Source organism: Corticimicrobacter sp. (assembly GCF_040137905.1).
Classification (GTDB): domain Bacteria; phylum Pseudomonadota; class Gammaproteobacteria; order Burkholderiales; family Burkholderiaceae_B; genus Corticimicrobacter.
In genome coordinates this window covers 1-21313 of the sequence record NZ_JBEFDG010000066.1, presented here as the reverse complement: position 1 = coordinate 21313, position 21313 = coordinate 1, and the positions used below count along the sequence as shown (strand labels likewise).

The 21313-nt window shown below is 60.3% G+C and carries 26 protein-coding genes; 11 read left to right on the top strand and 15 right to left on the bottom strand.

The features are described from left to right. Window positions 1–118: 118 nt before the first annotated feature. From prpB to ABN482_RS10770, 5 genes are read left to right on the top strand one after another with little or no spacing between them, the layout of a single operon-like run. Complete coding sequence (prpB, locus tag ABN482_RS10790; protein WP_349503997.1) at window positions 119–1012, top strand: methylisocitrate lyase; 894 nt, start codon at window positions 119–121, stop codon at window positions 1010–1012. A gap of 57 nt (window positions 1013–1069) precedes the next feature. Further along, the gene (gene prpC, locus ABN482_RS10785) at window positions 1070–2320 is read left to right on the top strand and encodes a bifunctional 2-methylcitrate synthase/citrate synthase (protein ID WP_349503996.1); all 1251 of its coding nucleotides are present in this window, start codon (window positions 1070–1072) and stop codon (window positions 2318–2320) included. Between the two features lie 20 nt (window positions 2321–2340). Next, on the top strand, window positions 2341–4953 hold the full coding sequence (gene acnD / locus ABN482_RS10780; protein WP_349503995.1) for a Fe/S-dependent 2-methylisocitrate dehydratase AcnD: 2613 nt from the start codon (window positions 2341–2343) through the stop codon (window positions 4951–4953). Continuing rightward, complete coding sequence (gene prpF, locus ABN482_RS10775) at window positions 4950–6131, top strand: 2-methylaconitate cis-trans isomerase PrpF (protein ID WP_349503994.1); 1182 nt, start codon at window positions 4950–4952, stop codon at window positions 6129–6131. The genes acnD and prpF overlap by 4 nt, the downstream gene beginning before the upstream one ends. 3 nt (window positions 6132–6134) lie before the next feature. Continuing rightward, the gene (locus ABN482_RS10770; protein WP_349503993.1) at window positions 6135–6530 is read left to right on the top strand and encodes a hypothetical protein; all 396 of its coding nucleotides are present in this window, start codon (window positions 6135–6137) and stop codon (window positions 6528–6530) included. A gap of 20 nt (window positions 6531–6550) precedes the next feature. Here ABN482_RS10770 and ABN482_RS10765 read toward each other — a convergent pair whose 3' ends face one another. The 10 genes from ABN482_RS10765 to ABN482_RS10720 all read right to left on the bottom strand — a co-directional run bounded on the left by ABN482_RS10765 (window position 6551) and on the right by ABN482_RS10720 (window position 13928). Then, the gene (locus ABN482_RS10765; RefSeq protein ID WP_349503992.1) at window positions 6551–6919 is read right to left on the bottom strand and encodes a hypothetical protein; all 369 of its coding nucleotides are present in this window, start codon (window positions 6917–6919) and stop codon (window positions 6551–6553) included. Between the two features lie 14 nt (window positions 6920–6933). Continuing rightward, window positions 6934–7428, bottom strand: coding sequence for a hypothetical protein (locus ABN482_RS10760; RefSeq protein ID WP_349503991.1), 495 nt, complete (start codon window positions 7426–7428; stop codon window positions 6934–6936). Between the two features lie 12 nt (window positions 7429–7440). Further along, complete coding sequence (locus tag ABN482_RS10755) at window positions 7441–7737, bottom strand: hypothetical protein (protein WP_349503990.1); 297 nt, start codon at window positions 7735–7737, stop codon at window positions 7441–7443. Between the two features lie 8 nt (window positions 7738–7745). Further along, the gene (locus ABN482_RS10750) at window positions 7746–8516 is read right to left on the bottom strand and encodes a M15 family metallopeptidase (protein WP_349503989.1); all 771 of its coding nucleotides are present in this window, start codon (window positions 8514–8516) and stop codon (window positions 7746–7748) included. Continuing rightward, complete coding sequence (locus tag ABN482_RS10745; RefSeq protein WP_349503988.1) at window positions 8513–9790, bottom strand: TRAP transporter large permease; 1278 nt, start codon at window positions 9788–9790, stop codon at window positions 8513–8515. The genes ABN482_RS10750 and ABN482_RS10745 overlap by 4 nt, the downstream gene beginning before the upstream one ends. 1 nt (window position 9791) lies before the next feature. After that, a complete protein-coding gene (locus ABN482_RS10740) occupies window positions 9792–10286 on the bottom strand; it encodes a TRAP transporter small permease (RefSeq protein WP_349503987.1) in 495 nt (164 codons plus the stop codon). 20 nt (window positions 10287–10306) lie between these two features. Then, window positions 10307–11335 carry a TRAP transporter substrate-binding protein gene (locus ABN482_RS10735; protein ID WP_349503986.1) on the bottom strand — a complete coding sequence of 343 codons (1029 nt, stop codon included), beginning with the start codon at window positions 11333–11335 and terminating at the stop codon, window positions 10307–10309. 123 nt (window positions 11336–11458) lie between these two features. Then, a complete protein-coding gene (locus ABN482_RS10730; protein ID WP_349503985.1) occupies window positions 11459–12394 on the bottom strand; it encodes a LysR family transcriptional regulator in 936 nt (311 codons plus the stop codon). Next, window positions 12388–13107 (bottom strand): alpha/beta fold hydrolase, encoded by a 720-nt coding sequence (locus tag ABN482_RS10725; RefSeq protein ID WP_349503984.1) that lies wholly within the window; start codon window positions 13105–13107, stop codon window positions 12388–12390. The genes ABN482_RS10730 and ABN482_RS10725 overlap by 7 nt, the downstream gene beginning before the upstream one ends. After that, window positions 13104–13928, bottom strand: a complete 825-nt coding sequence (locus ABN482_RS10720) for a tRNA threonylcarbamoyladenosine dehydratase (RefSeq protein ID WP_349503983.1) — start codon at window positions 13926–13928, stop codon at window positions 13104–13106. Before ABN482_RS10720 ends, ABN482_RS10725 begins: the two co-directional genes overlap by 4 nt. Before the next feature lie 250 nt (window positions 13929–14178). Between ABN482_RS10720 and ABN482_RS10715 the strand changes: the two genes are divergently transcribed. Genes ABN482_RS10715 through ABN482_RS10690 form a run of 6 tightly spaced genes read left to right on the top strand, consistent with a single transcriptional unit; the run spans window position 14179 to window position 17821 of the window. Further along, on the top strand, window positions 14179–14730 hold the full coding sequence (locus ABN482_RS10715; protein ID WP_349504068.1) for a gamma-glutamylcyclotransferase: 552 nt from the start codon (window positions 14179–14181) through the stop codon (window positions 14728–14730). A 32-nt stretch (window positions 14731–14762) separates the two neighbouring features. Beyond that, on the top strand, window positions 14763–15398 hold the full coding sequence (gene pdxH / locus ABN482_RS10710; RefSeq protein WP_349503982.1) for a pyridoxamine 5'-phosphate oxidase: 636 nt from the start codon (window positions 14763–14765) through the stop codon (window positions 15396–15398). Between the two features lie 7 nt (window positions 15399–15405). Beyond that, window positions 15406–15927, top strand: coding sequence for a flavin reductase family protein (locus ABN482_RS10705; protein WP_349503981.1), 522 nt, complete (start codon window positions 15406–15408; stop codon window positions 15925–15927). Window positions 15928–15956: 29 nt separating this feature from the next. After that, on the top strand, window positions 15957–16835 hold the full coding sequence (gene purU / locus ABN482_RS10700) for a formyltetrahydrofolate deformylase (RefSeq protein WP_349503980.1): 879 nt from the start codon (window positions 15957–15959) through the stop codon (window positions 16833–16835). A 43-nt stretch (window positions 16836–16878) separates the two neighbouring features. Beyond that, a complete protein-coding gene (locus tag ABN482_RS10695) occupies window positions 16879–17283 on the top strand; it encodes a hypothetical protein (protein ID WP_349503979.1) in 405 nt (134 codons plus the stop codon). Window positions 17284–17299: 16 nt separating this feature from the next. Then, a complete protein-coding gene (locus tag ABN482_RS10690) occupies window positions 17300–17821 on the top strand; it encodes an SMI1/KNR4 family protein (protein WP_349503978.1) in 522 nt (173 codons plus the stop codon). Between the two features lie 18 nt (window positions 17822–17839). Here ABN482_RS10690 and ABN482_RS10685 read toward each other — a convergent pair whose 3' ends face one another. The 5 genes from ABN482_RS10685 to ABN482_RS10665 form a co-directional block, all read right to left on the bottom strand. Next, on the bottom strand, window positions 17840–18367 hold the full coding sequence (locus ABN482_RS10685; RefSeq protein ID WP_349503977.1) for a hypothetical protein: 528 nt from the start codon (window positions 18365–18367) through the stop codon (window positions 17840–17842). A gap of 138 nt (window positions 18368–18505) precedes the next feature. Next, window positions 18506–19078 carry a hypothetical protein gene (locus tag ABN482_RS10680; protein WP_349503976.1) on the bottom strand — a complete coding sequence of 191 codons (573 nt, stop codon included), beginning with the start codon at window positions 19076–19078 and terminating at the stop codon, window positions 18506–18508. Window positions 19079–19101: 23 nt separating this feature from the next. Continuing rightward, entirely contained in the window at window positions 19102–19710 is a 609-nt protein-coding gene (locus tag ABN482_RS10675; protein WP_349503975.1) for an imm11 family protein, read from the bottom strand. A 143-nt stretch (window positions 19711–19853) separates the two neighbouring features. Next, on the bottom strand, window positions 19854–20183 hold the full coding sequence (locus ABN482_RS10670) for a DUF7878 domain-containing protein (protein WP_502877279.1): 330 nt from the start codon (window positions 20181–20183) through the stop codon (window positions 19854–19856). 109 nt (window positions 20184–20292) lie between these two features. After that, window positions 20293–21313: efflux transporter outer membrane subunit (locus ABN482_RS10665; RefSeq protein ID WP_349503973.1), on the bottom strand; the 1021-nt coding region annotated here is incomplete at its 5' end.

Sequence of the window (21313 nt, the reverse complement as noted above, 5' to 3'; positions counted from 1 at the left end):
CGGCCCGGCTCGGCCGCGCTTTCCGACCCCATGGTGGAAACGTCGAGCCGGACGGCGGCTCCGGACACCTGGGATGTTTCAAGACACATTTCCCACTGTCATTTCATACGGAGTTTCCATGTCACGACCCGAATCCGCCGGCGCACGCTTTCGCCGCGCCCTGCAGGAAGAGCATCCCCTCCAGATCATCGGTGCCATCAATGCCAACCATGCACTGCTGGCCAAACGTGCAGGCTATCGTGCCATCTACCTGTCGGGTGGCGGCGTCGCCGCAGGTTCGCTGGGACTGCCCGACCTGGGCATCAACACGCTGGACGACGTGCTGACCGATGTACGCCGCATCACCGATGTCTGTGATACGCCGCTGCTGGTTGACATCGATACCGGCTTCGGCCCCTCCGCCTTCAACATTGCGCGGACCGTACAGAGCCTGATCAAGTTCGGCGCAGCCGCCTGCCATATCGAGGATCAGGTCGGTGCCAAGCGCTGCGGCCACCGCCCGGGCAAGGAGATCGTCTCCACCGCCGAGATGGCCGACCGCGTCAAGGCTGCTGCCGATGCTCGTACCGATGAAGACTTCTACCTGATTGCCCGTACCGACGCGATTGCCGTCGATGGTGTGGACGCCGCACTCGAGCGCGCCCATATCTGCGCCGAAGCCGGCGCTGACGCGATCTTTGTCGAAGCCGCCTACGACCTGCCCACCTATCGCCGTTTCACCGAATCGCTACCCGTACCGGTACTGGCCAACATCACCGAATTCGGCAAGACGCCGCTGTTCACCGTCGAAGAACTCGACAGCGCAGGCGTCGGCATGGTGCTGTACCCGCTGTCGGCCTTCCGCGCCATGAACAAGGCCGCCGAACTGGTCTATGCCGCCATCCGCCGCGACGGTCACCAGCATGATGTCCTGGAACTGATGCAGACCCGCGAAGAACTCTACGACCGCATCGGCTACCACGATTACGAGGCTCGCCTCGATGCCCTTTTCGCCCAGGGCAAGAAAGCCTGACCCCAGTTCGGCACCCCGCATCGGGGCACCCCCAGAAAACTCAAGGAGCAGAGACAAATGAATACCCGCAAAACGACCGCCAAGAATAGTAACAAACGTTCGACCGCCCCCCAGGCGGCAGCCAAGGCCGCCGCCCCGGTCGATACCACGACCGCTGCCAGCGCGGCACCTGCGACCGGCCCCAGGCCCAAGAAATCCGTCGCCCTGTCGGGCGTGGTCGCAGGCAACACCGCGCTCTGCACGGTCGGCCGCAGCGGCAATGACCTGCACTATCGCGGCTACGACATCCTGGATCTGGCCAAGGCCAGCGAGTTCGAGGAAATCGCTCACCTGCTGGTGCATGGCAAACTGCCCAACAAGACCGAGCTGGCTGCCTACAAGCAAAAGCTGCGTGGCCTGCGCGGCCTGCCCCTGCATCTGCAGCAGATTCTGGAGTCGCTGCCTGCGGCCAGCCATCCCATGGATGTGATGCGCACGGCAGTCTCGGTGCTCGGCTGCGTGCTGCCCGAGAAGGATGACCACAACGCCCCCGGCGCACGCGACATCGCCGATCGCCTGATGGCCAACCTGGGTTCGGCCCTGCTCTACTGGTATCACTACAGCCACAATGGCCGGGTCATCGACGTCGAAACCGATGATGACAGCATCGGCGGCCACTTCCTGCACCTGCTGCACGGTCAGGCACCCTCCGACGAATGGGTCCAGGCCATGCACACTTCGCTGGTGCTGTACGCCGAGCATGAATTCAACGCATCCACCTTCACGTCACGCGTGATCGCCGGCACCGGTTCCGATATCTATTCGGCCATCGCCGGAGCCATCGGCGCACTGCGCGGCCCCAAGCACGGCGGTGCCAACGAGGTCGCCTTCGAGGTGCAGCAACGCTACGAAACCCCGGACGAGGCCGAGGCCGACATCCGGCGTCGCGTCGAGAACAAGGAGGTGGTGATCGGTTTCGGCCATCCGGTCTATACCGTCTCCGATCCGCGCAACAAGGTGATCAAGGACGTGTCACGCAGCCTGGCCAAGAAGGCAGGCAACACCAAGATGTATGACATTGCGGAACGCCTGGAGGCAGTCATGTGGGACGCCAAGAAAATGTTCCCCAACCTGGACTGGTTCTCGGCCGTGTCGTATCACCTGATGGGTGTACCGACCGCGATGTTCACGCCGCTGTTCGTGATCGCCCGCACGGCCGGCTGGGCGGCGCACATTCTGGAGCAACGCGCCGACAACAAGATCATCCGCCCGACGGCCAATTATGTCGGCCCGGAAGACCGCAAGTTCGTGCCTATCGGCAAGCGCTGACCCATACCGAGGATGCTGCCATGAACCGCGCATACCGCAAACCCCTGCCCCATACCGCACTGGACTACTTCGACGCACACGCTGCCGTCGAGGCTATCCAGCCCGGTGCCTACGACACGCTGCCCTACACCTCGCGCGTACTGGCGGAAAACCTGGTGCGGCGCTGCGATCCAGCCCGGCTGACCGAAGCGCTGCAACAGCTCATCGAGCGTCGCCGCGACCTGGATTTTCCCTGGTATCCGGCCCGCGTCGTCTGTCATGACATCCTGGGCCAGACCGCACTGGTGGATCTGGCCGGGCTTCGCGATGCGATTGCCGAAAAAGGCGGCGATCCGGCACAGGTCAACCCGGTGGTGCCAACCCAGTTGATCGTGGACCACTCCCTGGCAGTCGAGCATGCCGGCTTCGAGCCCGACGCCTTCGAAAAAAACCGCGCCATCGAGGACCGCCGCAACGATGACCGCTTCCACTTCATCAACTGGACCAAAACTGCCTTCAAGAACGTGGACGTGATCCAGCCGGGCAACGGCATCATGCACCAGATCAATCTGGAGAAAATGTCGCCGGTGATCCAGAGCCGTAACGGCGTCGCCTTTCCCGACACCTGTGTCGGCACCGACAGCCACACGCCGCACGTCGATGCGCTGGGCGTGATCGCCATCGGCGTGGGCGGCCTCGAGGCCGAAAGCGTCATGCTGGGCCGCGCCTCCATGATGCGACTGCCGGATATCGTCGGCGTCAGGCTGACGGGACGACGCCAGCCCGGCATCACCGCCACCGACATCGTGCTGGCGCTGACCGAGTTCCTGCGCCGCGAGAAGGTCGTCGGTGCCTATGTCGAATTCTTTGGCGAAGGGGCCGACAGCCTGACCATCGGAGACCGCGCCACCATCTCCAATATGTGCCCGGAGTACGGTGCCACGGCGGCCATGTTCTATATCGACCAGCAGACGCTCGACTACCTGCGGCTGACCGGCCGCGAGCCCGAGCAGGTGGCACTGGTGGAAAACTATGCGAAAACCACCGGATTGTGGAGCGACGCGCTGCGCAGCGCCGAATACGAGCGCACACTGACGTTCGACCTCTCGACCGTCGAGCGCAATATGGCCGGGCCGTCCAATCCGCATCGGCGTCTGCCAACCTCGGCCCTGCGCGAACGCGGCATCGCCGATCCCGCCCGGCTGGCGGCTGGCCAGGCTGAACAGGCACAGGGCCTGATGCCGGATGGTGCCGTCATCATCGCCGCCATCACCAGTTGCACCAACACATCCAATCCCCGCAACGTGGTAGCGGCCGGGCTGCTGGCTCGCAAGGCCAATGCTCTCGGCCTGACACGCAAGCCCTGGGTCAAGACCTCGTTTGCCCCCGGCTCCAAGGTCGCCCGTCTGTACCTGGAAGCGTCCGGCCTGCTGCCCGAGCTGGAGAAACTGGGCTTTGGCATCGTGGCCTATGCCTGCACCACCTGTAATGGCATGTCCGGCGCGCTTGACCCTGCGATCCAGCAGGAAATCATTGACCGCGACCTGTATGCCACCGCCGTGCTGTCCGGCAACCGCAATTTTGACGGTCGGATCCATCCCTACGCCAAGCAGGCATTCCTGGCCTCGCCTCCCCTGGTGGTGGCCTACGCCATTGCCGGTACGATACGTTTCGATATCGAGCAGGATGCACTCGGCCACGATGCGTCGGGCCGACCCATCACGCTCAAGGATCTGTGGCCCAGCGACGAGGAAATCGATGCCCTGGTCGCCGCCAGCGTCAAGCCCGAGCAATTCCGCCAGGTCTACATGCCGATGTTCGACCTGGGCACGGTGCAGGAAGCCGACAGCCCGCTGTATGCATGGCGTCCGACCAGCACCTACATCCGTCGCCCGCCGTACTGGGAAGGCGCACTGGCAGGCGAGCGCACACTGCGCGGCATGCGCCCGCTGGCTGTCCTGCCGGACAATATCACCACCGATCACCTGTCGCCTTCCAACGCCATCCTGCCCGACTCGGCCGCCGGCGAATACCTGGCAAAAATGGGACTGCCGGAAGAGGACTTCAACTCCTACGCCACCCACCGGGGTGATCACCTGACCGCGCAGCGCGCCACGTTCGCCAACCCTCAGTTGGTCAACGAAATGGCCGTGGTCGACGGTCAGGTCAGGAAAGGTTCGCTGGCCCGCATCGAGCCGGAAGGCCAGGTCGTGCGGATGTGGGAAGCCATCGAAACCTACATGGATCGCAAGCAGCCGCTGATCATCATCGCCGGTGCCGACTACGGCCAGGGATCGTCACGCGACTGGGCCGCCAAGGGGGTGCGCCTGGCCGGTGTCGAGGCCATCGTGGCCGAAGGTTTCGAACGCATCCACCGTACCAACCTGGTCGGCATGGGTGTGCTGCCACTGGAGTTCAAGCCGGGCACCACCCGCAAGACACTGGCCATCGACGGCACCGAAACCTATGATGTGGCCGGTGCCCGCACCCCGCGCGCCGACCTGACACTGGTGATCCACCGTCGCAACGGGGACACCCTCGAGGTGCCGGTCACCTGCCGGCTCGATACCGAAGAGGAAGTCTCGATCTATGAGGCAGGCGGTGTCCTGCAGCGTTTCGCCCAGGACTTCCTGGAGATGGAGGAAACACAATGAGCCAGGCCCCTCAAACCCGCATCCCGGCCACCTACATGCGTGGGGGCACGAGCAAGGGCGTGTTTTTCCGGCTGCAGGACCTGCCGCTGGCCGCCCGGCAGCCCGGTGTCGTCCGCGATGCATTGCTGTTGCGCGCCATCGGCAGCCCCGATCCCTATGGCAAACAGATCGACGGCATGGGCGGTGCCACCTCCAGCACCAGCAAGACAGTGATCGTTTCGCGCAGCGAACGGCCCGGCCATGATGTCGACTATCTGTTCGGGCAGGTCGCCATTGACCGCCCCTTTGTCGACTGGAGCGGCAATTGCGGCAATCTGTCGGCGGCCGTCGGCCCCTTTGCCATTGCCAGCGGGCTGGTGGACCCAGCCCGCATTCCACTGAATGGTGTGGCCACCATCCGCATCTGGCAGGCCAATATCGGCAAGACCATCGTGGCACATGTCCCCATCACGAACGGTGCCGTGCAGGAAACCGGCGATTTCGAGCTGGATGGCGTGACGTTTCCGGCCGCCGAGATCCAGCTCGAATTCCTGGATCCTGCTGCCGACGAAGACGGTGATGGTGGCGCAATGTTCCCGACCGGCAACGTGCAGGACGAACTGGAGGTGCCGGGCATCGGCACGTTCAGAGCCACGCTGATCAATGCCGGCATCCCGACGATTTTTCTGGATGCCGCAGCACTGGGCTATACCGGGGCCGAGTTGCAGGAAGCTATCAACGGGGATGCCCAGGCGCTGGCTCGCTTCGAAACCATCCGGGCCCATGGTGCCCTGCGCATGGGCCTGATCGACCGCCTGGAAGCGGCTGCCACACGCCAGCACACCCCCAAGATCGCATTTGTCGCGCCTGCCGCTGCCTACACGTCCTCAAGCGGCAGGCATATCGAGGCGGGTGACATCGACCTGCTGGTGCGGGCACTGTCGATGGGCAAGCTGCACCACGCCATGATGGGCACGGCTGCTGTCGCCATCGGCACCGCAGCCGCCATTCCCGGCACGCTGGTCAACCAGGCTGCCGGCGGTGGCGCACGCCAGTCAGTCCGCTTCGGCCATCCGTCCGGCACGCTGCGAGTCGGTGCCGAAGCCCACCAGCAGGAGGGACACTGGACCGTGACCAAGGCCATCATGAGTCGCAGTGCGCGGGTCCTGATGGACGGACGGATTCATATACCGGGGTAATCCGTGGATTTTCAGTCTTTTATCGCCCATGGGCAGGTATCGGTGGCCTTCGGGACGACATATGAGGCGTTACCCGAAGGCGTCAAAACCATCAGACGCCACGACATCGACAAAGCGTCTGGCGCTTTCGCCCTGTATCCTGACGGCATAGAACTGCTATTCGAAGATGGCAGGCTATGCCTGGTTCAATATGAAATTGCCAGGCTGGGGACGCTCTGCCTGGCAGGCAATCTCATCACTGGTCAGACCTCCCTCCAGGATTTCAAGGGGTATCTTGATGCTATGCGCATTTCCTATACTGAATGCACCCAGGACGACCAACAGATTCTGGTCACAACGCAGCATGTAAAAATCTATTTTGAGAACGGCATGTTCGCGACGGCGCTGAAGTCATGGTGAAAGATTACGGTTCTTTCAAGTCACGCGCATTCCGAATAAGGCAGGAAGCCGCAAGCCACACTCGCGCCCGCAAAATACAGACCGGACATCCTGAAGTCATCAGCGCCCTCCATGGCATCGGAATACGGCGCAAAGTCCAGAAATTGGATGCCACCTATACATTGATGCGCAATGCCACCGGACAGCACGACATTCGAAAAACCGGCGGACTGCCTGACCGAGAACTCCGTCAGCCCCGAGATCCTGAATTCGACATTCACCCACTCGGCGCTGTCCTTGCGTCTGGCGGAAATGACCACCACGGCATCACTGAGCGACAGCAGGCATACTTTCCTGACCAGACCGTCATCGCCATGCGTGATGGCATCCAGAACCCTGTGTATCTCCATCTCTTCAGATTGCACTAGCGCACCATCTCGTACAAGGTATCAGGAGGTCCGTCATGGATCTCAAAGTCATGACCAATCTCTTCGTGGATTTCATGGATTTTTATTTTTCTGAAAGTCTCGATCTGACTGCTATCGGAAATCGCCACAAACATCCTGTCAGGGTTCACCAGGGAAAAAATATTGCTCAAAACATCCAGCAGCAATTTCAGCCTGGCCTTTGGATCAGGTGGAAAACCGATATTAAAATCATCCGGATCATACTCGCAGTAGTCAATCAAGTATGTCGCATTAGGATAATCCGGCCTGTCTCCCACCAGGAAAGCAAAACAATCCCCATCAGGCAAGGCTTCATCAGGGAAATTAAAAAGCGCTTTCCTGTCGATCCGGATCAGACCAACCCCTACACCGGTGACATACTCCATCAGTTTTGCATAGGCCGCCGGAGCCGGGAATGGCTGCACGTATCCAAAAACGTCATTTGACACATGCCCTCCAGCAGCATCTGGCATTACTCTCCCGCACTACTCATACTCCTGCACCGTCACCTGATCGTAGCGGGACACCAGTGCAGCCACCAGCCGCCCCAGAAATGCCCTGCCCTGCCCGCCATGATCGCAGAAATAGATGCCTGCCGGTTCGATCGCCAGGGAAGCATCGGGCATGGCGTTTTCAGCCAGCATCTCCACCGTACTGAAATAACCGGCCCGGGCCTCACTGTCCCAGTGACTCGCCAAACGTGCCAGCGTCTCCTGCAGTGACTCGGCAGGATGCGCTGGATATGTGATCAGATATTCGACGCCCATAGTGGCGCACAGCATACCCAGAGTTATGCGTGGTCCGCAATCTCCATCGGCACCAGCGGCACGCAACCCGTCAGGGGGGCCGGGCCATAGCGTGCCTGCGGCTGGCCGGCATACCATGCCCACAACTGGTCGCCGCAGTCGAAATGCCACCATTCACTGGGCAGGTTGGTAAAGCCTGCCGCCCGCATTGCATGGTAGAGAATCCGGCGACGCTGGCGGAACACGGCAGCATCGGCTTGCGAATCACTGTCGACCGTGCTTTCGTAATAGGCCGTGTGCGATGCCGGTACCGTGGCATCGAAAGGTGTCCCCATGTCCAGCCAGACACCATCATGACTGCACAGCGTGACATCGACCGCCCCCCCGGTCAGGTGCGGACTGGGACGGGCAGGATGGGTACTGGGCAGCGACACGAACTCGCGGGTCAGGGCCAGCAGCCGTTCGGCCGACAGGTCAGGATGGTGCCGCCGCAGCGTATCCTGATAGGCATCGAACAGTTGCTGCTGCACCCGCCATGGACGCCAGCCATCCAGCACGACCAGATGCAGGCCATCCGGCAGGCTGCGGGCCGCCTGCAACAGACGCCGGCCCACATCCTCGCGTACATAGCACTCCTGGTGCGCCCCGGCGACCCCCTGGCGCGCATAGGCAGGAAAAGTGAGCACGGGACGTGGCATGAGACTGGTCGGTACCAGGCGCTCGCCACACTCGCCAATGGCGATGGCCCCCACCTGTGGCCAATCGGGATCGGCCAGCAAGGGAATGGGCGTATGCATCATATCGGCAGCCGTCATGCAAACAATCCTGGCAGCCACAGGGTCAGAGGCGGGAAGACAATCAGCAAGCCGAGCACGCCCAGCGCCACCAGCACGAACGGCCAGATGGAACGGAACAGCGCCGTGATTTCCAGCTTGCTCACTGCCGCCGCCACGTGCAGGCAGGCCCCCATGGGCGGGGTAATCAGGGCGATCGTGATGTTCAGTGTCACGATAACGCCCAGTTGCACCGGGTCGATCCCTGCCGCCAGCGCAACCGGCACCAGAATGGGCGTCAGCAGCATCAGGGCAGACACCTCCTCCATGAACATCCCCACCGTGAAGATGATCAGGCTGAGCAACAGCAGGATCAGCAGTGGACTGTCCAGGAACGGCGTGAACAGCGTCGTCAGTTGTGCCGGCACCTGGGCATACGACAACTGCCAGCTGATGGTGGCCGATGCCGCCATGATCAGGAAGATCGCTGATGTCAGGCGCACCGTTTCGGTCAGGCTGGCCCAGACATCCCGCAGACGCAGGCGTCGCTGCAATACGCCGCAGATGACGACATAGAGCGCAATCAATCCACCGGATTCAGTGGGCGTAACCAGCCCCATGACGATCCCGAGCACAATGATCACTGGCGCAACCAGTGCGGGAATCGCCTGTACGACGGCAGCGCCCAGTTCCTTCATGGTGGGCGCACGGCCATTGCGTGGCAACTGGTGACGCCAGGCGTACCAGCCATTCATTGCCATGAAGGCCGCGGCGATCACGAACCCCGGAATCACGCCGGCCAGGAACAGGCTGCCGACCGACACATTGGTCAGCGATGCGTAGAGGATCATGAAAATGCTGGGCGGGATGATCGGCCCCACCAGAGAACTGGCCGCCGTCAGCCCCGCTGCAAAAGCCTTGTCGTAGCCCTCCTTGCGCATGGCCGGCACCAGCAGCGGCCCGAGCGCCGACGTATCGGCAACGGCCGAACCGTTGACACCCGCGAAGAACACGCTGGACAGCACGTTGACATGACCGATGCCACCGCGCAGGTGACCGACCAGCAGACGCGCCAGGCGCATCAGTTGCTCGGTCATGCCAGCCGCATTCATCAGGTTGCCCGCCAGGATGAACAGCGGAATGGCCATCAGCGAAAAGGCATTGATGCCACCGTAGAACTGCTGCGGCATCATGCGCGGGATCATGGCGGGATCGATGAAGAAAAATCCGACCACGGCACTCGACAGCAACGCCAGGAACAGCGGCAGTCCCAGGAAGACATGGACCAGGAAGGTCAGCAAAATAGCGATGATCATGTCAGATGTCCTCTTCCTGGAGAGGCAGGAAACGCGGGCCGTACAGCAAGGCCTGCCAGCCCAGCAGTGCGAAACCGATGGGCATTGCCATGACGGGAATGCTGCGGCTGATCCCCAGCCCCATGGTGCGGAACATGGCCACCGACTGCGCATAACGCCAGCAGATCCAGGCCCCGGCAAACGCCAGCACGATCGTCAGCACCCACTGGTACAGGGCCAGCACACGACCCGCCGGCGCAGGCAGCAGGCGCTCCACCAGCGCCACCCTCATGTGTATGCCCTCGACCCAGACGGCACCGGCAGCCAGCATCACCGTCGAGATGATCAGAAAGCGGGACAGTTCATCCATCCAGACAGGTGCGCCCCCTGCCAGGTAGCGCATAAAGACGCCGTACAGAATCACGGTCAGGTTGCCCAGCAGCAACAGCGCAGCGACGGTAATCGTCACTGCGCGGCTGTACCTGAGCAGGCATTCGCGCAGCGTATGCATGTTCATGTCAGATCATCCTGCGCAGGTTATTCCTTGACCGGTTCCAGCCCGGCATCCTTCAGCGCCATGTCGATCCACTTGCGATCGATGCCCTGTGCATGCAACCAGTTCATGTACGAAGGCTGTGCCTTGCCGCGGAATGCGGCGCGCTCTTCATCCGTGAGATGAATCACTTCCATGCCCTTGTCGGCCAGGTACTGGATGCGGTTCTCGACATCACGTTCGTTCTCGGTGCGTGCCTTCTGGTTGGCTTCGCGCACGGCCTCGTGGAACGCCGCCCGGACAGGTTCCGACAGACTGTCGAGAAATGCCGCATTGCCCACCAGGAACTGATCCGAATACTGGATATTGGCCAGCGTCAGGTACTTCTGCACTTCGTAGAGACTGCCCAGGATGATGTACATGGGCGGGTTCATCTGCCCATCGGCCACGCCCGTGCGCAACGCCATGTAGACCTCGGTCCAGGGAATCGGCGTGCCGGTCGCGCCAAACGATTCATAGAGCGCGACCTGGCTCGGGTCCATGGCACGGAAACGCAGGCCCTTGAAGTCATCAGGCGTGCGGATCGCCTTCTTGCTGTTGGTGAATGCCAGGAAACCGCCTTCCTCGACGACTGCCAGCATTTCCACCCCGGTACGCTCGCGGAACGCCTCGCTGAGCGCTTTCCAGTACTCGCCCTCATCGAAAAAATGGCGGGCCGGCTCGAAACCGCTGAACATGAAGGGGATCGCACTCACGAAAATTTCCGGTGCCAGCGGCGAGATGCCCGAGAAAGAGGCGATGTTCAGGTTGGCTGCCGCCATGGTCTGCTCCATGCGGGCCTCTTCGTCACCCAGCATGCTGTTCGGATAGAGCGTGATCTTCAGTTCGCCCTGGGTCTTTTCCTCGACCAATTCCTTGAGCGTCTGGGCGAAGACATGCACGGCGTTTTTCTGCGGATCAGGCGCACCGTTGTAGCTCAGGTTGACAGTCGTGGCGGCCACGGCGGCCCCCATGCCGGCCAGACCGAGCAGGCCGGCTGCGCACAGTTTCTTGACGATGGCGGATGCGGTCATTCGCATTGGTTTCCCCTTTCGATGATTTATTGAAATATCCGCAGGCACACGGGCACCAGACGGTCAGGGCATCCTAACCGTAGCCGCGTAGACAAATCAATTGCACATCCGTAGCCTAAAAAGCTACGCTGGAACACCGTGTCGATCAGGTGCGTGCTCGCGGAAGAAGCGCATATTGCGACGCAGGTGATCCAGGAAGGCCTGGGTGGCTACCGTCAGGTTGCGATCCGCACGGCTGGCGATCTGCGCCCGCGCCTGGGCAAACACGGGATGGCGCATCGGCAGCACGACCAGGTCACCACGCTTGACATCGTTCTGCACGGTCGTCTCGGGCATGAAGGCTGCGCCGGTTCCCGACAGGACGAACTGACGCAGGACGGCAACCGAGTTGGTTCGCAGCACGGGAGCCAGTTCCACGCGCTCCTGCTGCGCCACCATCCCAACAAGTTGGCCCATGCCGAACTGGTTCCCCATCAGGGCCAGCCGGCAATCCTGGATGTCGGCCAGGTCAAGCTGGCGCGAGCTGCCGGCCAGGGCATGGTTCGGCGGCACGATCAGGTGCAGGGGATGGCGGGTTTCCACATGCGCCACCAGATCGCGATCCTGCGGCGGTGCGTACAGCAGCGCCACATCGGTATCGTAGTCCTTGAGCAATTGCACGGCCTCGTTCACACCCGCCATCTGGACATCCAGCGCAATGCCGGGATGCCGTGCCAGAAATGACTGCAACGGTGCCGCGATCAGATCGGCGATGAACCCCTCGCCCAGTGCAATCCGTACCTGCCCGGCATGCAGTCCGCGCATCGCATCAAGACGCGACAGCACGGCCTCTTCGGTCGTTTTCTGGTTCTGGTAGTGCCTGACCAGCAACTCCCCGGCGTCCGTCGCCCTCATGCCTGCTGCCGTACGCTCGCACAGTTCGAGGCCGATCTCTTCTTCCAGCGCCTTCAGTTGCCGGCTGATGGCGGTAGCATCCACCCCCAGTGCAGCCGCCGCCCTGCGCACCGAACCCTTGCGCACCACCTCGGACAGGTAATGCAGGGCACGCACATTCAGCATGCCGCCATCCCGGCCTGCACCGGCTGGCTGGCTGCCATGAAGCCGCAGACAGTCAGCGCCGCATCCACAGGCAGCGATTGCAGCAGCAGGTGCGGCGCATCGAACACCTTCAACTGGGTCTGCGGTGCCAGGCGGCGCACCAGCAAACCAGCCGACTCGGGCACGATATGGTCGTTGCGTGCCTGGAGATACAGCAGCGGTGTCTGGATTCTGCCCAGCAGCGCACTGCAATCGATCGACATCGCGGCCTGCGCACGCGTACGCAGCACGGCAGAATCGACAGTCCCCAGAATCTCGAGCAGATCATCCAGCAGGGGCGAAGCAGACATCCGGCCCAGCGTCAGATAGCCCAGCAACGGTGTCGGCAGGAAAGACAGCGGTACCGTGGGCAGCATCGGCGACAGCCAACCGAAACCCGGCATGCTGGCAAAAGAACAGCTCAGGATCAGGCCTTGCAACCCTGGCGGCTGTGTCGCCGCCAGACGGATGGCCAGCGGGCCTGAAAAGGATTCGCCCAGCAGGAAAAAGGGCTGTCCCTGCGGCAGCAGCGCGCGTACCATTGGCTCCAGCGCATCGTAGTCCAGCGGTTCATCCACCGGGTACGAGGCCACGATGATCTCCAGTCCCGGATGCTGCACGGCCATCTCGGTGGCAAAGGCATCGAAGAGGCGGCCGGTACCATCCAGGCCAGGCAGCAGAACCAGCGCCGTCATCGGTTGGACGGGGCCGCAGCCAGCACTGCCTTGACGGCCCTGTCTGCCGCCGCCATGCCCATGGCTGCCGTCACCATGACGACCGAGCCATAGCCGGCACACGACAGCCCTTGCGGCCCCTGGGCCGGCGATGACTGCTGCTGCGCCCAGGCGTCGGGCAACAGGGCCTGCTGGTCGAACCAGAGCGCCGACACACCCATTTTCGGCACTCGCTTGCCTGCCCTGCCAGCCGCCATGCCACCGCCCGGATAACCATGTTCCTTGCGCAGGCGCTGGCGCAGCTTGCTCAGCAACGCATCATTGACGCTGCTTGAAAGGTCGCCACCGCGCAGGGCGAGCGGATCGGTCTTGCCGCCCGCGCCGCCACAGACCAGCAGGCCACAACGCTGGCGACGTGCCCACAGGATCATGGCAATCTTGGCGGCGGCCTGATCGGTGGCATCGATCAGGAAATCCGGCAGGCAGGCCGTGAACAGCGACTCGATATTGTCGGGCGAGACGAAATCGTCGACCAGTGTCAGGCGACAAGCCGGATTGATGTCGCGGATACGCGCCGCCATGGCCTCGATCTTGGCCTGCCCCAGCGTGGCACCCAGCGCATGGATCTGGCGATTGATGTTGGATTCGGCAACATGGTCCATGTCGATCAGCGTCAGCGCACCGATCCCGCAGCGCGCCAGGGCCTCGGCCGACCAGGAGCCGACACCGCCAATGCCGGCCACTGCAACGTGAGCACGCGCCAGTACATCAGGGGCGGTTGCGCCATAGAGTCGGTTCAGGCCGCCGAAACGGCGTTCGAGGTCAGGTTGCTGCATATTCATGGGTGGCTATTTTCCCACGAATCGATGATGATTTTTTTGCATTCATATAAGCACAGGAAATAAGCATGTTGCTTTTTATGCACTCCGATGACAACGCCCAATCCAATGACTAAAATCAATCACCAGTTTTCAGCACGACCTGACTTGCCACCGCATGGATTCCCCTGCCTCACTGACTGCATTGTCTTCCGCCCTTGAGCCCTCCCCGAACGCGATCCGCCTCTGGACGCCGGAAGAGCGTCTCGCCTCGATGAACGCCACGCTGTGCCACTGGCGGCCCGGCCAGGACATCTGGATCTATGCCTACGGCTCGCTGATCTGGCGTCCCGAATTCGAATACCTGGAGCGACGGCTGGCCACCTTGCGCGGCCATCACCGCTCGCTGTGCCTGTGGTCGCGCGTCAACCGGGGCACACCTGAAGTGCCCGGTCTGGTCTTCGGCCTGGATCGTGGCGGTGCCTGCCGCGGCATGGTGTTCAGGATCTCAGGTGACAGCGTGCAGGATGTTTTCCCGCCACTGTGGGCGCGCGAGATGTCCACCGGTGCCTATATCCCGCGCTGGATTCATTGCGACACGCCGGAAGGCCGGGTACAGGCACTGGCGTTCCTGATGGACCGGCGCAATCCCGGCTATGCCGGCGACCTGCAGCATGAGCACATGCTGGCCGTCGTGCGCCGGGCGCACGGCACCAATGGCCCCTGCGTCGAATACGTACTCGAGACGGCCTCGGCCCTGCGTGCAGCCGGCATCCGCGACATGCGTCTGGAAAATTTCGCCCAGCACCTGTTGCAGCCGCATTAAACTGGCATTTTGCCGTTCGACAGGAACCCGTCATGTCCGTCTCAGATCTGCGCCAGGATTACGATAAATTCAATCTGCAGGAATCCGATCTCGCTGCCACCCCGTTCGACCAGTTCGACCTGTGGTTCAGCCAGGCCCTGCAAGGCGACGTACCCGAGCCCAACGCCATGACGCTGGCCACGGTCGACGAACGCGGCCAACCCTCGGCCCGTATCGTCCTGATCAAGGACTACGACGCACGCGGCTTCGTGTTCTACACCAATTACCAGTCGCGCAAAGGCCATGAGCTGGCCCACAATACGCGAGCCAGTCTGTCATTCTTCTGGCAACCGCTGCAGCGCCAGGTATTGATCGAGGGCACGACCGAACAGGTCTCCCGCGAAGAAAGCCAGACCTACTTCCACAGCCGTCCGCTGGGATCACGCATTGGTGCCTGGGCCTCGCAGCAGAGCCACCCCATCGGCGACCGCAGCGAACTCGAGCGTCGCGTACAGCAGTTCGAAGCACAGTATGGCGACCATCCTCCCTGCCCCGACCACTGGGGCGGCTACCGCCTGCTGCCCGAGCGAGTCGAGTTCTGGCAAGGCCGTCCGTCACGCCTGCACGACCGCATTGTCTACCACACCAACGGCCAGGGTGGCTGGACTACCCAGCGCCTGGCCCCCTAAGAGAGACATGTCCGTTTCCCCTATCGCCTCCGACCCAACCCATTTCCGCAAGGCACTGGGCCGCTTTCCGACCGGCGTGGCCATCGTCTGCGCCCAGTTGCCCGGTCAGGCCCCTGTCGGCCTGACGATCAGCTCATTCAACTCGGTCTCGCTGGTACCGCCACTGGTCCTCTGGAGCCTGTCCAATACGTCCAGCCTGCTGGAGGTATTCCAGCAATGCGAACGCTACGTCATCCAGGTTCTGCGTGCCGACCAGCCTGAACTGGCCGGGCGCTTTGCCTATGGCGACATGGCCGGACGCTTTGCCGACCTGCCGGCAGACCGTGCCCCTGGTGGCACATTCATGCCCGCCATCGACAGCGCAGCCTGGTTCGAGTGCCGCAACCGCAGCCGCTACCCGGAAGGCGATCACCTGATCCTGGTGGGCGAGGTCGAGCACTGCGGCCATAACGAATCATTGCCGCTGGTGTATCATGCCGGCGGGTTCGACCTCACGCCGGCCATCCCGGCCACCGCGTCCGAACGCTAGCCTTCCCTTCAGTCTTTCCGGTTTTTTTCATGTCCCAGCCTGTCGATGTAGCCGCTTCGAATCAGGACTTCGTCCTGACCCTGTCCTGCCCGGATACCACCGGTATCGTGTATCGCGTATCGGGTCTGCTCTACCAGCACGAAGGCAATATTCTCGACGCGCAGCAGTATGGCGACACGGAAACCGGCCGTTTTTTCCTGCGCGTGCATTTTGCGCTGCCCACGGCGCACAACATCGATACGTTGCGCGAACGCTTCGCGGAACTGGCCGGCCCACTGCAGATGAACTGGCAGATTCGCGACAACAGCAAGCGCTCGCGCCTGCTGATCATGGTCAGCAAGCAGGGACACTGCCTCAACGATCTGCTGTTTCGTGCGCACAGCGGCCAGCTCAAGGCCGACATCGCCGCCATCGTCTCCAACCATCCCGACTATGCGGCACTGGCCGAATCGTACGGCATTCCTTTCCACCACCTGCCGATCACACCCGATACCAAGCCCCAGCAGGAACGCCAGATCCTGGACCTGGTCGAGCGCGAACAGATCGACCTGGTGGTACTGGCGCGCTACATGCAGATCCTGTCGGCCGACATGTCGGCAGCCTTGACCGGGCGGGCCATCAATATTCATCACAGCTTCCTGCCGAGTTTCAAGGGCGCACGCCCCTACCACCAGGCCTGGCAGCGCGGCGTCAAGATCATCGGTGCCACGGCCCACTACGTGACCTCGGACCTGGACGAAGGTCCGATCATCGAGCAGGACATTGCCCGTGTGGATCACACCATGCGTGCCGAAGACCTGACCCGCGTGGGCAGCGACATCGAGTCGCTGGTGCTCTCGCGTGCCGTGCGGCGCCACGTCGAGCATCGCATCCTGCTCAATGGCAATCGGACGGTGGTGTTCCGCTAAGGCTTCGGCCTTTGCACGGACCCATCATTCAAGAAACACCGCGATGATTTCAAAAACCCTGGTTTTGCTTTCAGCCACCCTTGTGGTCGCTGCAACAGCCCCTGCCCCCGCACTGGCTTACACCCTCGACCAAGAGACAGCCACCGAAGCCTATGCCGTCATGCGCAATATGCAGGGACTGGCCGCCTACTGTGTTCGCAAAGGCTACCTGACTCAGGAAAGCATCGAACATGCCAACACGCTGACGGCCTCGCTGGAACGCTGGCAGCCGGACAAAAGTGGTGGAGATGCCGCCCAGGCCTATGGTGCCAAGGGATTCCTGCTCGAAACACGCAAGCCGATCAAACAGAATTCCGAAGGGTTGAGCGAGGCCGAATGGTGTCAGCAGGCAGCGGACGGCTGGGCAATGTGGGCCGTGCTCGACGGGGTTCAGATTGGCCCGGAATAGCGGCCTGGTTCAGTTGATGGCGTTGACAGCACTGATGCCGCCACCCAGGCATCCATCCGAATCCGGAAACAGCGAAACCTGGCCCAGCATAGATGGCGACCTCTCTTTTCCGGACGATTATGTCGCGTTCATTCGCAGTTACGGTACGGGCCGGATCGCCGACTTCATCGCCATATTCAATCCATTTACCGCTAATGAAGATATTAACTTCTTCAAGCAGAAAACACTGATCCTTGGCGATCTTGAGTCTCTGAACCAGGAAGACCCAGATTATTTCAAGTACCCGCTTTACCCCGAAGAAAATGGCCTGTTACCAATCGGCCTGACAGACAATGGTGACTATCTGTTCTGGACTGTCTCCAACACTCGCGATAGCAACACATGGGGCACTGCCATCATTGCCGCCAGATCACCTGATGTGGAATATTTCGATCAAAATCTGACGACCCTGCTTTTCGGCATCCTGGCAGGTACGTTGAAGCCACAATCTTTGCCTGGCAGTTTTCCAGATGGAGAGGTTGGTTTCACTCAATTTTAAGGGTTGCCGATCACCTGCTCAAAGACGCCACGAAACGTTTGCAGCACTCACATCATCGGCCAGATACGCAGCCAGATAGGCCTCAAGGTTTGCATATCTGGACTCGCCGTTGGCGTCATAGACCCACAGTTCAGGCTCATCGTAGCCATCCAGCCACAGCAGGAATATGGCCTCATTGCCCATATCGCTCCCCGCGAACAGCGAGAGGCGATCTTCCCGAAACAAACCAAACGCATTGTTGTCCCAATCGGTCTTCAGACACTCAGCCTGAAACTTGATCTGATCAAGAAATGCGTCCTGAATATCGTCTTGCCATAGCGTTTCCATATCGGCAACGCTCAACCAATGCCCATGTGTTGCATGCGCCCAGCGTCCATACCGGGAAAAGCGTGCTGCCAGCATCGGGCTGGCGTTTTTGTAGACCCCCTTCATTAAGCTCGGAATTTTTCCAGAGAAAGTTTGGTCAGCATCCGCTGGAGCAACACAGCAATCCCCGCCAAAGGATTGCCTCTTGTGCACAGCCAAATCAAGCAAGATCCAGTTCATGCCAGGCTAGATACCTATATGCATCATCCAAAAGCTGAAAGGCCAACTCTGCCAGGCCAGGCCTCTCGGACTCGTCTTTAAAAAATCCCGAACAGACTGACGTCAACAGGGATCCGGAACAGGTGGAAACCGCTATGATCAGCTCCCACTGTGCATCGGATGCCAACCATTTCCCTCTTTCGCGCCGTAGCGAACATTCTGCAGCGGCACAAGCTTCCACTGGTCATCACTGTCTTTCACAAGCTCGCTGGCCTGTACGCGACACTGGTAGCGCAAGGTATCGGCTTCCAACTGGAATTGATATTTTTTGCCTTTTTCTGGAACAAAGCGCGTGGCAACAAGGCATGAGTATTTGCCTTCAACATAAACATTGATAATTGCCGTTTCAAGGCCTGGCTCCAATGGGGTTTCGTAGTAGTCAATATCGTATTTTTCTCCAGACACTTTTGGCACTCCGCGATCCCGGGTATTCTGCAAAACCCACTCGCTGGAACGGACAAGACCGCCGATGCGTGTGCCGTTTAACGTCTGGTAGATGCTTGTCTGCTCCGTGTTATCTACGATACGCACCCATGGTGAATCATCTTTTTCAGCGGGCGGACTAAAAAACGAATTATTCGGCCATATTGAGCATCCTGAAACCAAAGCAGCCATCACAGCAAGGCTGGCCAGCCATGAAATTTTCACTTTCACTCCCTTGATTCTTCTCATAAAAATTAACTCAACCAATCTGATCAGGCAAGATCCAGATCCTCCCAAGCTGAATACCTATATGTATCATTCAGGGGCTGAAAGGCAAATCCCGTCAGACCAAGCTTTTCGCATTCATCTTTGAAAAGCCCCGAACAGACCGGCATCTTCAGCTCTTTGCAAAAGAACAGATTATCGACCACCCCAGCCCTGATCTTGAAAAGATCTATCGAATCGTAATACGTGTGCTCCAGATCTTCGGAGTCTGAGAAAATTGTATAGATCGATTTATCTGCATCCAATATGGAAATGTATTTTTTCAAGAAAAATAGAAAATACTTCTTCTCCGGAACCTTGCCTCGATACAGGCTGACATCGACAGGAATTTGTATGTAGTCAACATCCAGCCTTGCACACACATCACACATCTGCCGCGAAGCCAGATGATCGTCGATAAAAAAGTCACCGTTCAACTGATAAGTTTTGGCCCGAAGCGCATAGTGACCTGAAAACATGCTCTCATCGAGTGGTGAGGTGTAAAAATCAGCAAAGCAATCCGGCAAGTCAGGCATCCAGTCTTTATCAAAAAAATACGGAACACCCGGCTCTCCAGGAGCGGAATTGACGATAAAAAACTCATCTCCAGATTTCATAAACAAGGCCTTAACGAGCATTTCAATATTAATTGAAACAGGGCAATTAACATTTCATATCAAACACTGACAACAAACTTTACAATAAATCTCTGCCATGCAATATAAATCCTGATTTTCGACACTCTCTCATAAAAACCAGTCTACCGCACATATTGAATGGCACTTCCCACATAAATAAAATCGATACCCCTATCCTTCAGGGCATCAGTAATGCCAGACAGAAAACCCTTTACGGCATACAACAAATCAATCTTTTTCACACCATCGAAAGACTGTTGAGACCACACACTGGACAAATGCCAACCACCACTTTTCTCCACAAAGGAAAAAATCGGCCCCTCCTCATAATCCATTGAAAAATAATAAAAATCACCACCAGAATCGAGCCATCGGGTCAAGCATTCTGCCAACTCCACAACCAAAATATTCTGTTCCTCAAAAAATAAGCGCCTTCCGACTCTTATCCACACCGTACCTTCAATCTAGGATGTAAGAATCGAACCGGATGTGCTGCTTCCAAAACCCAGATTCTTGAAACCTATTTCCATCCAGAGCCCCTTTCAGATTCACAGCAGCAACCTACTGCGTCACGCGACCAGACTGCTCATCGTCCAACCCCTGCCATCCCCCGCCCAGCGCCGCCAGCAGCTTGACGGCAGCATCCAGCCGCCGCCCCTCCAGATCAAGCATCGTGCGCTGCGCAGCCAGCGTGGTGTTCTGCGCCACCGTGACCTCCAGGAACGACACCATGCCGGACTGATAGCGGTTGTATACCAGCCGCTCGCCCTCCTCGGCCAGCGCCACCACCTGCGCCTGCTGTCCAGCTTCTGTTTCAAGCACCCGTAATATCGCCAGCGCATCCTCGACCTCGCGAAAGGCATCCAGCACTTTCTGGCGATAGGCAGCCACGGTCTCGTCATACTGCGCTTCGGCCTGATCCAGTGCGGCGCTGCGCTTGCCGCCATCGAACAGGGTCAGCGCCAGCGCAGGCCCTAGCGACCAGATCCGGTATGGTGCGGACAGCCACTGGCTGGCACGGCTGCCCTGCCAGCCTCCCGAACCACCCAGCGTCAGGTCAGGAAACCAGGCGGTCTGCGCCACGCCGACCCGCGCGTTGGCAGCCGCCACGCGGCGTTCTGCCGCGACGATATCGGGCCGGCTGGCCAGCCAGGTCGAAGGCACGAGTGTCGGCACCGGTGCCAGTGACGGCATGAAACCCGGCTGGCCGGCCCAGTCGAGCGCGCCCGGCGTACGCCCCAATAACACAGAGACGGCATGCTCCATCTGCGCCCGCTGCCATTCCAGCTCGGACAATTGCACCCGCGCCACTTTCAGCTGAGTCTGTGCCTGCACCACATCACTGCGCGCCACCAGGCCTGCCTCGTACTGGTTCTGCGTCAGTTGCAGCGAGCGCAGGTAGGCCTGGACTGCGCCCTCCAGCACGAACTTCTGCGCATCCAGCACGCGCACACCGAACACCTGTTGCGCCAGTTGCAGTTGCATCGCCAGTTTCACCGCCGCCAGATCGGCCTGGCTGGCATCGAGGTCTGCCCGGCCCGCCTCGACCTGTCGGCTCACGCGCCCCCATATATCCGGTAGC